Consider the following 12,749-nt stretch of genomic DNA (forward strand, 5'->3'; position numbering starts at 1 on the left):
ACCCTCAGCCCAAAATTGGCATCTGGCGATCAAACCGGTGGGTCCGGCCGGGGGCGGCGCACCGGGCCGGCCGCGGATCTCAGCATCGGGGTTTCGCTGCCGACTAGAGAAAGGCGATGACTGACGCAGACGAGGCCGAGCACGACGCCGGAGCGGTCCGGCGGGCCAGCACCGTGCTGTACGAGAGTGAGCGCGCCCGCGTCATCCGGTCGCCCGGCGCCGACGGGGAGCCCGGCGGGGTGATCTGGAAGGAACCCCTGGGCCCGGGCGCGGCCGAACGGCTACGCCACGAGGTGGCGATCCTCTCCCGGCTGACCGGCGTCCCGGGGGTGGCCCAGTTGGCGCAGGTGCCCCGGGGCGGGACCCGGTTCGCGCTGACCGACGTCGGTGGCGTCTCGCTCGCCGCGGACCTGTGCGACCGGGGCCGGGCCGATCGCGGGGTGCGCTCCAGGGCCGACGTGGTCGACCTGGTCACCTTCGCGTCGTCCCTGGTCCGGGTCCTGGCGGGGGTGCACCGCGAGGGAGTGCTGCACCTGGACGTCAACCCCGCCAACATCCTGGTCGGCGGGCCCGGCCGGCAGCCGTTCCTGATCGACTGGGAACTCGCCTCGACCGCCCCGGAGGAACTACCCGGCTTCACCCACGAGACCACGATCGCCGGAACGCCCGCCTACCTGGCCCCCGAGCAGACCGGGCGCACCGGCCGGGGCGTCGACCACCGCACCGACCTGTACGCCGTGGGCGCGACCCTGTACGAGCTGGCGGTGGGCGCGCCGCCGTTCGGCGACCGGGGTGGTGACACGCTCGCGCTGATCCACGACCACCTGGCGCGCGTCCCCACCGCACCCCACGTGGCGAACGAACTGGTGCCGGCGGTCCTCTCCGACATCATCGGCAGACTGCTGGAGAAAGAACCGGACCGGCGGTACCAGAGCGCCGCCGGGCTGGCGCACGACCTCGCGCGGCTGCTGGCCGCCCTCACCGCTGCGGACCCGGCCCAGGAACCCCGTTTCCCGCTCGGCGAGCACGACTTCCCGACGCGCATCTGCGCGCCGTCCCAGCTGGTCGGCCGGGCAACCGAGCTGGCCGCGCTGCGCACGAGCTTCGACCTCGCCATGGCCGGTCAGGGCCGGGGCCTGCTGGTCACGGGCGCGCCGGGGGTCGGCAAGACCGCGCTGGTCGACGAGCTGCGGGCGATCGTGGCGGCGGCGGGCGGCTGGTACGTCCAGGGCAGGTTCGACCAGTACCGGCAGGACGCCGCCACCGACGCGGTCACGCAGGTGATGCGGGCCCTGGCCAGGCTGCTGCTGGCCGAGCCGGAGGCGCGGGTGGCCGCGGTGCGGGCGCGGATCGCGGCGACCCTGGGCGCCGACACGAGCATCGTCGCCGCCATGTGCCCCGAGTACGCCGTGCTGCTCGACACGGCTCCCGGGCGGCTCGATGAGGGCGAGACCGAGCAACTGGCCGTCCGGCTGCGCCAGGCGGGCCTGGGCGTGCTGCGTGCCATCGTCTCGCCCGAGCGGCCGATCGTGATGGTGATCGACAATCTGCAGTGGGCGGGCGAGTATCCGATCGAATTCCTGGGCGCGGTCCTGACCGATGAGGAGCTGCCGGGTCTGCTGCTGGTCGGCGCGTACCGGGACGGCGAGCTGGCTGACTCCCCGTTGCCGGCCATGGCGGCCCGCTGGGTGCGCATCGGCGCCGTACCGACGCGGTTGCACCTGGAGAACCTGCCGCCCGCGCAGCTCGGCACCCTGCTCGCGGACATGCTGCGGCTGCCGCCCGAACGGGCCGCGGAGCTCGCCGACGCGGTCGATGTGCACACCGGCGGCAACCCGTACGACACGGTGGAGCTGGTCAACGCCCTGCGCCGGGAGGGCATCCTGAGCCTCGGCGACACCGGCTGGCAGTGGGCGGCCACCGCTGTCCGGAGCTACATCGGCAGCGGCGACGCCGTGCGACTGCTCACCCAGCGGATCGAGGAGCTGCCCACCGGCGTGGCGCGGCTGCTGGAGGTGCTCGCCTGCCTCGGCGGCGAGGTGGAGGTCGACCTGTTCGCGGTCGCCGCCGGTCTTCCCGCCGACGTCGCCGCCGAGTCCCTGGCGCCGGCCATCGGGGACGGCCTGCTCGTGATGATCCATGACGGCCCTCCCGCGGTCCGGTTCCGGCATGACCGGGTGCAACAGGCGGCGTTCGCCCGGCTGACACCGCAGTCGCGCCGTACGCTGAATCTGGAGCTGGCCCGGCGCCTGGCCGCGCACCCGGACCGGCAGGAAGCAGCAGCCGAGCAGTATCTGGCGGGCGCCGCGGACGTGACCGACCCGGCGGAGCAGTACCGGCTGGCCCAGCTGTTCCGGACCGCCGCCGTCCGCATCCGGCTCATCAACCAGGCCAAGGCGGAGCGCTTCCTGGCGACCGCGCTGACCCTGCTCCGGTCCGGCGGCGTCGGCCTGCCGGACGGGGCGGACGCGCTGGTCACGCAGTTGCTGATCGACCGGCACGCGGCGCTGTACCGGCTGGGTCGCCTGGCGGCGGCCGACCAGCTCTACGAGGCGATCGAGCACCGGGTGCCCGGCGCGACCGAGCTGGCCGAGGCCGCGGCTCCGCAGATCGTGAGCCTGGCCCGCCGGTCCCGTTCGCAGGAGGCGGTGACCCTGGGCATCGCGCTGCTGGCCCGCCTCGGTTGTCCGCAACCGGCCGCGGGCGATCTGGCGGCGGAGCTGGACCGGGGGATGGATCTGCTGTACGCCTGGGTCGCCGAGGGCCCCGCGCCCGACGAGCTCGGCCGGCCCGAGTCGGGCGATCCGCAGGCGGTGGCCGCGGCGTGCCTCATCGCGCGGATCCTTCCCGCGGCGTTCCGCAGCCGGCATTCGCTGATGCCGTGGTTGTTGTTCACGGCGCACCGGCTCTGGGTCGCGCACGGCCCGAGCCGGCCGCTGGTGACCGCCCTGGGCGCCATCTCCGTGCTCGGCGTCGCGGTCCGGCAGGACTACGCCGTCGGCTACCAGGTCTGCCGGCGGATCCTCAGCGTCAGCGAGACCCACGGCTACGAGCCGGAGACCTCGCAGCTCCGCAACACCATCGCCACCTTCGGCACCCCGTGGTTCGAGCCCGTCGAGGAGGTCGCCCGGCTGTCCCGGTCGGCCCGCGAATGCCTGCTGCGCCACGGGGAGCTGCAGTTCGCCTCCTTCACCTACGTGAACACGCTGTGGGCGATGCTCGACTGCGCGCCGACGCTCGACGCCTGCGTGGCCGAGAACCACGGGGCGATGACCTTCTGGGCCCGTATCGGCGACGAGAGCCTGGCCGCGGCCGGGCAGAGTTACCAGCAGTTTCTGCGCTGCCTGCGCGGCGAGACCGACGTGCCGGGCGGTTTCGACGACAGCGACTTCGACGAGGTCAAGTATCTGGCCGAGATGAGCGCGGACCTGGTCATCGTCTGCAACCTGCACTGGCTCCGGGCACTCGCCGCGGTCGTCTTCGGCGACGCCGCGGGCCTCTCCTCGCACGCGGCGGCGGCGTTCGAGATGGTGCACCACCGGCCCGGGATGTACTCGTCGGCCCTGATCTATTTCCTGCGAGGGCTCGCCCTGGCCCGGTCGGCCGGCCAGGCGGCACCGGCCGAGCGGCCGGCCCTGCTCACCGACTTCGCCGCCTGCCGGGACTGGCTGGCGGCCCGCGCCGCCGACGCCCCCGACAACTTCGCGCACCTGGTGGGCTGGCTCGACGCCGAACGCGCCTGGGCGCAGGACGACTTCCGGGACGCCGTCCGGCATTTCGACGCGGCGATGAGCCGGGCCGGCAGCCGCCGCCCCGGGCACGCGGCGATGATCACCGAGCGGGCGGCCCGCTGCCACCTCGCAAACGGGCTCGACCGGATCGGCCGACTCCTGCTCGCCGAGGCGCGCGACCGCTACGACGGTTGGGGCGCCAGTGCCAAGGTGACCGAGCTGCACCGGGAGTTCCCGTTCCTGCGGTCGGCGGCGCGGAGCCCCGGCCAGCTGCGCCGCTCGGGCCAGAGCACCGTGGTCTCGTCCGACGCCATCGACCTGCTGGCGGTGGTGCGGGCCTCGCAGGCGCTCAGCTCCGAGACGAATCTCGACACGCTGCGGATCCGGGTCGTGGAGGTGCTCACCGCGCTGACCGGGGCGACCTCGGTGCGGCTGCTGCTGTGGAACGAGGACGCGCAGGACTGGTTCCTGTCCCCCTCCGACGACCCCGACGTGCCGGCCGGCCGGGACGGCCGGGCTCCGGAGACGGCGATCCGGGCGGGGGAGGCCGGCGCGGCGGGAATGATCTGCCTGTCCGCGTTCCGGTACGCCGAGCGCACCCGGGAGCCGCTGGTCGTGCCGGACGCGACCCGCGATGACCGGTTCTGCCGGGACCCGTACCTGAAGGGCATGAGCAGTTGCTCGCTGCTGGTCATGCCGATCATCAGCCGGGGCACGCTCCGGGCCATGCTGCTGATGGAGAACACGCTCAGCCCCGGCATCTTCACCAGCCACCGGCTCGACACCGTCATCCTGATCGCCGGCCAGCTCACGGTCTCCCTCGACAACGCCCTGGCGGAGCGGTTCCGGTCGCTGGTCCAGCGCTCCTCCGGGCTGACGCTGGTCTGCGACCGGGACGGGATCCTCACCTACGCCAGCTCGGCGTCGGTGGACATCCTGGGCGCCCAGGACGTGTCCCTGACCGGTCGCCCGGTCGCCGAGCTGATCCATCCGCAGGATCGCGAGGCCTTCGCCGGGTGGATCGGCGACGGCGGGCTGGAGGGGCAGCTGCTCGAATGCCGGGTGACGCCCACCGGATCGGGCCCGCGCTGGGTGGAGGTCAGCTGCACCGACCTGACCGCGGATCCGGCGGTCGCCGGCATGGTTCTGCACCTGCGGGACGTGAGCGAGCGACGGCACCTGGAGGGCGAGCTGCGGCACGCGCAGAAGCTGGAGTCGGTGGGCCAGCTGGCCGCCGGCGTGGCCCACGAGATCAACACCCCGATCCAGTTCATCTCGAACAACCTGATCTTCATCGCCGAGTCCGTCGCACCGATGAACGCGCTGCTGGAGGAATACCGGCAGGCCATGTCCGACACCGACGGTCCGGTGGACTGGGCGGCCCGGCGGCAGGCCTTCGCCGAGCGCGAGACGGAGATCGACCTGGAGTTCCTGCGCGAGGAGCTCCCGCTCGCCGCCGACCAGGCGCTCGAGGGCGCCGAGCGGGTTGCCAAGATCGTCCGCGCGATGAAGGCGTTCGCGCACCCGGGAGGCGAGCAGAAGGGCTTCGCCGACCTGAACGAGGCGATCCGGAACACCCTGATCATGGCGACCAGCGAGATCAAACTGGTCGCGGACGTGGTGCTGTCCCTCGGCGAGATCCCGCCGGTGTGGTGCAATCTCGGCGACGTCAACCAGGCCGTCCTCAACCTGGTCGTCAACGCCGCGCACGCCATCGGCGAAGCCGCCGGGACCGGCCGTGGCCGCGGCACCCTCACCGTCCGCACCTACGCCGACGAGGCCGGCATCGTGGTCGAGATCCAGGACACCGGCAACGGGATCCCACCCGAGATCGCCGACCGGGTCTTCGAGCACTTCTTCACCACCAAGCCGGTCGGTGTCGGCACCGGGCAGGGCCTGGCCCTCGCCTACACCCTCATCCACGACCGGCACGACGGCACCATCACCTTCGCCTCGGAACCCGGCGCCGGCACCACTTTCACCATCCGGCTGCCGCAACCGGCCGCGAGCGACAGCACCACCGTGGACAATCCGCGGTCGTCCTGATCACGAACGGCGACTTCTGCGCGGAAAGTGTTGGTCGGCGCGGCCCGCACGACTCTCACCTGGGTCCGGACAAGACGTCCGGCGCACGGAGGGACTCTTCATGAACGGTCAACTTTCCATCGGCCGGCGCTGGGCCGGGCGGCTGCGGCGCGTCGGCCGGGGCGCCGTCACCGCGGTCGTCCTCGGCAGCCTGCTCACCGTGCCGAGCCCGGTTGCCGCCCATCCGGGCGTGCCGTCCGCGGTCTTCGACGCGCCGGCCGTCGAGTGGGCGTCGGTGCGCGACATGACCAGCGCGGCGTTCGGCGCCACCTTCGACGATATGACGGCCAAGGGCTATCTGGTCGTTGACCTGGAAGTTGACGTGACCGCCGGCGACTACCGGGTCGGCGCCGTCTTCCAGCGGAACACCGACAAGCGGGCCTGGCGGTCGCTGCGGGACCTGACCGAAGCGGAGTACGCCGCGGCGAAGGCGAAGGCCACCACCGACGGTCTGCGGCCGGTGGACTTCGAGACCTACGAGCTGGCGGGCCGGCGGCAGTACGCCGCGGTGTGGGTGCGCAACGTCGAGCGGCTCGGCTCGGCGATGCTGCACGACCTGACGGACGCCCAGTTCAGCACCGCGTTCGAGGCGCAGAAGGCCGCCGGGCGGATGCCGCTGGACGTCGAGCAGTACCGCACCCCGGCCGGCCCGCGGTTCGCCGCGGTGTGGGTGGACAACAGCGAGAAGCTCGCCTGGCAGCTGCTGCGGGGCCTGACCACTGTCGAGTTCAGCACGGCGTTCGCCAAGTATCAGGCGGACTACCGGATGCTGGCCGTCGACTCGGTGGCTACCGCCGCGGGCCAGCGGTACGCCGGGATCTGGGTCGCCAACCCCAGCAAGCGGCAGTGGCGGGAACGTCGTGACATGACGCTCGGGCAGTGGACCAACTGGTGGCACCGGTACGCCGACGAGGGCTTCCGGTTGATCTCGTACGACCGGTACCAGACCGCCGCCGGCACCCGGTACGCCGGCATCTGGCGGCAGAACAGCGACCGCCCCACCTGGTCGCTGCGGAGCAAGGTCGAAACCCGGGTGCAGAAGCACGTCGACGACAACAAGGTGCCCGGCCTCGCCGTGGCGATCATCCAGCAGGGCGAGTACCGCTACCTGCGCGGCTTCGGCGACTCCGACGTGGCCAACGACGTGTGGCTCGACTCCGAGCACGTGCTGGGCCTGGCCTCGGTCAGCAAGGCGGTCAGCGGCGTGCTGGCCATGCGGATGGCCGAGCAGGGCACGATCGCGGTCACCGACCTCACGTCCAAGCACCTTACCGACATTCCCGAGCAGCACACCCACTCGTTGCAGCAGCTCGCCAGCAACCTCGGTTGCGTGCAGCACTACAACGAGGGCTCGGGCTTCGGCGGCAACACCCCGTACGCCACCTCGCTGGCCTCGGCCAAGGAGTTCTGGGCCGACCCGCTGGTCTGCACCGTCGGGGCTCCGCACTACAGCAGCCACGGCTACACGATTCTCTGCGCGGCCCTGGAGAAGGCCGGCGGGCAGAACACCGCCGACCTGATCCGGACCCGGCTGACCACGCCGTACGGGCTGGGCACGCTGCGGGCCAAGCGGCTCACCGACGCCGGGGTGCGCCGCTCGCTCATCTACGACGACGACGCCGGCAACACGCAGATCCCCTTCGTGGACGAGAGCGCGAAGACCTGCGGCGGCGGCATGGAATCGACCGTGCGTGACCTCGCCTGGTTCGGCCACCGGGTGGCCACCGGCAAGATCCTCTCGGCGGGTTCGCTGACGGCCATGTGGCAGCCCAACCCGAACAACTACTCGTACGGCTGGAGCATGAACACCGAGAGCGGGCACCGCGTCGTGGCCAAGGACGGCGCGAACACCGGAGCGCGTTCCTACCTGCGCATGTACCCGGACGACGACATCGTGGTCGCGGTGATGAGCAACCGCCGCGGGCACGACACGACGCAGCTGGGCCGGGACCTCGGCGCCATGATCCTCAACGGCTGACCGGGCGGGGTGCCGGGCCCGGTGACATGCCGGACCCGGCACCCCGACACATCCGGCTATCGGGACGAATGCCTTAAAGGACCCGTTAATCTCCAGGTCGTGGAAGATCGGGACCTGGTGGCAGCCATGATCGGACGGGATCCCCGCGGGCTGGAGCTGGCGTACCGCCGCTATGCCGGCCCGCTGTACGCCTACAGCGTCGCTCTGCTCGCCGACCCGCACGCGGCGGCCGACATCGTGCACGACACCTTCGTCCTGGCCAGCAGCCGCGTCCGGCAACTCCGGGATCCCGACCTGCTCCGGCCCTGGCTCTACGCCATCGCCCGCAACGAGTGCCGGCGGGCCGTCCGCGCCCGGCGCCGCACGGCCACTCTGGACCTGGCCGGCGACCCGGCCGCCGAGGAACCGGACCCGGAGACGGCCGTACGGACCGCGCAGGCCGGCGAACTGGTCCGCGCCGCCGTCGCCAGCCTCGGCAGCGGCGACCGTACGGTCATCGAACTGGCCCTGCGCCACCACCTCTCGGCCGTCGACGTCGGCGCGGCGCTCGGGATCGCCACCAACCACGCGCACGCCCGGCTGTCCCGGGCCCGCGCGCAGTTCGAACGGGCCCTCGACGCGCTGCTCATCGCGCGGGCCCGGGGCGCCGACTGCCCGGCGCTGCGCCAGGTGCTGGGTGAGTGGCCCGGCCGGCTGACGCCCCTGCTGCGCAAGCGGGTCAACCGGCACATCGACGTCTGCGACTCCTGCCGGCCGCGGGGCGGGCGACCGCTGACCGCCTCGGCCGTGGTGGCGGCGTACACGGCCGGAGTGCTGCCGGCGGAGCAGCGACGCTGCGCGGCCGCCACCGGACCGTCACTAAAGGACCACTTGTCAGCGGCCCCGCGGTAGCTGATCGTTGAAGTCCTGCTACACCTTGCTACGAGAAGGGCTTTCCATGTCCTCCCCGCGGACCGCGATAGCCGATCGGCAGAATACTCCGGAGAACTTGAACCTGGTCCGGGCCATGGCCGCGGCGCACGCCCGAGTGCAGCGACTCGAAGGCGGCCGGCTGCTGGCCTCGGTCCTGGTGGCGTTGACCTCGATCGTCGCCGCCCTGACGCCTTCGCTGGCCGGCACGGTGGCTGCCATCGGCGCCGGCTGGGCACTTCTGCAGGGCTGGGGCTACTCGGTGTGGATCCAGCGGGAACTGGCCCAGGCCGCTTCGACGCAGGAACTGCTCGACGTGACTCTCTTCGAGATCGAGTGGAATCCCGTCGTCGCGGGTGACCCGCCGTCCCCGGCGGAGGTGAGCAGCCTGGCGCAGCGGTTCCGGGGGCCCGACGACATGATCGTTGACTATTACGAGATCCACGGCGTGCAGGATCTGCCGCGGCCGTTCGACGTGCTGGCCTGCCAGCTGCAGAACCTGCACTGGGGTGCGCGGGTCCGCCGCCGCTTCGCCGGCACCGTGCTCGCCGTACTCATCGGCTGGCTGGTTGCCGGGATGCTGGTCGGCGTGGTTTTGCAGGTGCCGCTGGGCCGGCTCCTCCTGATCTGGTTCCTGCCGGCCCTCGGCGCCCTGCTCATGGCATCGGAGATCTATCGCCGGCAGCGGGACACCGCGGCCACCAGGGCCCGAGTGTTCGCACTGGTACGTCGCCGGATCGACGCCCATCTCGAACAACCCGGACCGGTCGGGGATCTCCTGGTCCTGACCCGCCAGGTGCAGGATGTCATTTTCGCCACCCGGCGGACGCAGGCGCGCGTGCCGGACTGGTTCTTCCTGCGATTCCGCCCGCGAGACCGCATCGACTTCCAGCGTGAGGTGGCCGAACTCGCCCGGTCGGTGGCGCGGGCGCGGGGTCGGGCGACTCCGTCGGGCTAACCGTCGCCATAGACGCAATGCGATGGTTAGAGTACGGAGAGGTACCCGTGCGCAGTCCATCGCAGGGTTCCGCCCGATTTGTGCGCCGAGGATGCGCCAATGCTGTCGGTATGCCCGGTTGCATCCATGAGGAGGTTCCGTGCACGAGCCAGACTCATCCGAGGAGCCGCCATCCGAGCTGGAAGCTGCGGAGTCGGTCGCGGCCGACGTCTCCAGCAGTCCCATGCTCGAGCTGCTCAATGAGCCGGAGTCCGACCTTGCCGAGTCGGTTCGGCAACTGCTGGCCCAGCGCACCTATCGGCAGGACGCCGTCGCAAGCTGGAGTAGCTTCCTGCGATGACAACGCCGGTGCGGCGGCATCGGTTGTCGTCGGCGCAGCTCACCGAGATCGTCTGGGGCCGGCCGGGGCCGGAGGTCATCCGGGCGCTCTATGCGGCCGACGTCAGCCGGCACCGGCTGCTGGCGGCCCATGCGCTGCGGCGGCACGCCGGGCCCGCCGAGAACGTGGTCACCGCGTTGGCTGTCCTGGATGAGGCCCAACGGCGCGATCCGGCCGGCACCGCGGACGTGCTGCGCACCGGCTGGCTCGGCACGTGGGCAGCCAACCTGCTCGATATGCCCGGGCGAGGGGCTGAAGCGGCGAACCGGCTGGGCGCCCTGGCGGCCGTCACCGCCCTGCGTGCCGGTCTGGAGGCCGACCTGATGGTCGGGGCGACCGCGGGGCAGCTCCACCTGCCAGGTCTCGGGACGCTGAGCACGGCCCTCCCGGACGGTTCCACGGTCGCTCTGCGGGTGCGCGATGGCCTCGCCGTCCAGCTGGCCGAGGGGCCACTCCAGCTGCCGGCACCGGCCATCCATGGCCGGTGGTCTCCGATCCGGACGCTGAACGTCGCCGGCTTCCAGCTCATGATCGACGACCAGGATCCGTACCGGGACTGCTTCAGCATGCCGTTGGGCGCGCCGCTGTCCGACGAGGAGTTCGGGCGATGGCGCAGGGTGATCGGCGAGGCGTGCGCATTGCTCGCTGGATTCGCGCCGGCCGTGGCGGAACAGATGCGGCTGGGAGTGCGGGTCGTGGTGCCGCTGGCGCCCACTCCGCACGGCGCCGAGGCCAGCGTGAGCTGCTCGGATGCTCTTGGCGTGATCGCCACGACCACCCCGGTGGACAGCATGACCTTCGCCGTCACGCTCGTTCACGAATGGTCGCATTCGGTCCTCAACGGCCTGCTCGGTTTCGTCGGCCTGCACCACCTGGAGCAGCCCGGGTTCTATTTCGCGCCGTGGCGGCCCGATCCCCGGCCCTTGAGCGGAATTCTGCACGGAACATTCGCGTTCCTGGCTGTCGCCGAGACCTGGCAGGCGCTGCGTGCGGCCGATTCCGGCGGCAAGCGGGCCGAATTCGAGTTCGCCTTGCGCCGGCGGCAACTGGCCGAGGTCATGGCCTATCTGCCGGCGGCGGCCGGGCTATCGCCGCAGGGCCGGCGCTTCGTCGCGATCCTGAAGCGCCGGTGCGCCGCACTGTTCGAGACGCCGGTGCGCCGGGAAGCGGACGACGACGCGGTGGCCGCGGTCGCGGCGCAGAAGGCGATCTGGATACGGCGCCACGGCGGAGATTCGCCGTGAGGACACGAGCCGGGGTCGCATCCGGGACCCCGGCCCGTCGTCCGTCGGATCAGGTCGGCGGAGGCTCGATGTCACAGTCCGTGCGGCGGCCCCGGACGGCGTCCAGCGTCGCCGGATGATCGGTGCCGAGCGAGCGGCCCATCGCCGTGAGGGTGCGGTCGAACAGTGGCTGTCCGCTGTCGTCGCCGATGGCGACCCGATCGAGGGCTGCGTTGATCGCGCAGGCGAGGGTGTCGGGATGATCGGCACCGCGCTCCTCGACCGACAGCAGATAGGTCGAGTGGGAGAGCCGCGCAGCCTCCTCCGGCAGCCCGGCCAGGAAGAGGTCTTCGGCCAGGTTGATCGCCGCCGCTAGCGTGTACGGGTGCCGCTCGCCGACCTGCGCGGTGAGCCCGGCCAGGGCGTTCTCGTCCAGGCGCCGGGCCTCCTCGTGGTCGCCCGCAGCCCGCAGGGTGAGCGCGAGGTTGACCGTCGCCGCCAGGGTCAGCGGGTGCTTCGCCGAGAACACCTCGCGGTAGGCGTCCGTGGCCTCGCGCAGCTTGGCGCGGGCGTCATTGATCTCCGTCGGCGAGCCGCAACAGCGCATCGCGTTCGCATAGCTGATCGTGGAGGCCAGGGTGTGCTCGTGCTTGGGCCCGAAACGGTGATGATGGTCGAGGTAGTTCTGCCGGGCGTTGTCCCGAGCCTCGGCGTAGAAGCCGCTCTTGCGGAGCGCCATTGTAAGCGTCCGGGTGGCCAGCAGTAGGTCGCGGTGGCGGGGACCGAGCAGGTCACGGTACTGCGGCAGGACCGCCGTACGCATGAGTTCGAGGGCCCGGCCGTACTGGCCCAGGCCGTAGTAGTCCCGGGCGAGATTGGCCACTGAGAACAGTGTGCGCGAGTCACCGTCACCGGCCTGTTTACGCCGTTGTTCCAGGATTCGTTCGTCGAGGGGCAGCGCCTCGGTGAACCGGCCGAGGTGGCGCAGGCTCACCGCGAGGTTGTTCTCCGCCCGCCAGGTCGCCTCGTCGTCGGCACCCAGGACTCGCATGTGCCGTGCGACGTTGTCCTCCTCCACCTGAAGGGCGTCGGCGAGCAGGCCCTCGAGGCGGAGGTCGACGCCGAGGTTGTTGGCGGTGTAGAGGGTGTGCTCGTGATCCTCGCCGAAGCGGGGGTCACGCCGCAGCCGTTCGAAGGTGTCGGTGTCCAGCCTCCGGGCCTTGCTGGTCTGGCCGAGCAACCGGTATGCGTTCGCCAGATGCCGCTGGGCGATCAGGGTCAGCTCGTGGTCCGGGCCCGGGCTGCCGGGCTCGTCGCTCTTCGTCCACCTGTCGACAACGATCTCGCCGAGGTGCCGGCTCGCCTCGTAGTCGCCGATGACGAAGTAGTAGCGGATCTGGTCGACCACCACCATGCGCGCGGCGTCATCGGTCGCCTCGACCAGCTGGGCGGCGTCGACGTGCGCGGCGACCTCGGCGTGCACGGG

The 12,749-nt window shown here is 71.7% G+C and carries 7 protein-coding genes; 6 read left to right on the forward strand and 1 reads right to left on the reverse strand.

What is annotated here, in order from left to right; genetic code table 11:
- The first annotated feature begins 116 nt into the window (after nt 1-116).
- From DMB66_RS04940 to DMB66_RS04965, 6 genes are all read left to right on the forward strand, one after another.
- Complete coding sequence (locus DMB66_RS04940) at nt 117-5,777, forward strand: AAA family ATPase (RefSeq protein ID WP_125802798.1); 5,661 nt, start codon at nt 117-119, stop codon at nt 5,775-5,777.
- A gap of 100 nt (nt 5,778-5,877) precedes the next feature.
- Nucleotides 5,878-7,794 (forward strand): serine hydrolase, encoded by a 1,917-nt coding sequence (locus tag DMB66_RS04945; protein WP_125802799.1) that lies wholly within the window; start codon nt 5,878-5,880, stop codon nt 7,792-7,794.
- 99 nt (nt 7,795-7,893) lie between these two features.
- Nucleotides 7,894-8,685: an RNA polymerase sigma factor gene (locus tag DMB66_RS04950; protein WP_125802800.1), complete on the forward strand. Its 792-nt coding sequence runs from the start codon at nt 7,894-7,896 to the stop codon at nt 8,683-8,685.
- A gap of 46 nt (nt 8,686-8,731) precedes the next feature.
- Nucleotides 8,732-9,661: an S-4TM family putative pore-forming effector gene (locus DMB66_RS04955; protein ID WP_125802801.1), complete on the forward strand. Its 930-nt coding sequence runs from the start codon at nt 8,732-8,734 to the stop codon at nt 9,659-9,661.
- A gap of 139 nt (nt 9,662-9,800) precedes the next feature.
- On the forward strand, nt 9,801-10,001 hold the full coding sequence (locus tag DMB66_RS04960) for a hypothetical protein (protein ID WP_125802802.1): 201 nt from the start codon (nt 9,801-9,803) through the stop codon (nt 9,999-10,001).
- Nucleotides 9,998-11,284, forward strand: a complete 1,287-nt coding sequence (locus DMB66_RS04965; RefSeq protein ID WP_125802803.1) for an HEXXH motif-containing putative peptide modification protein — start codon at nt 9,998-10,000, stop codon at nt 11,282-11,284. The genes DMB66_RS04960 and DMB66_RS04965 overlap by 4 nt, the downstream gene beginning before the upstream one ends.
- A 49-nt stretch (nt 11,285-11,333) precedes the next feature.
- On the opposite strand, the gene fxsT is transcribed toward DMB66_RS04965, so the two are convergent.
- A partial coding sequence (gene fxsT, locus DMB66_RS04970) for an FxSxx-COOH system tetratricopeptide repeat protein (protein ID WP_148112718.1) occupies nt 11,334-12,749 on the reverse strand: 1,416 nt, incomplete at its 5' end.

This window comes from Actinoplanes sp. ATCC 53533 (genome assembly GCF_003947245.1).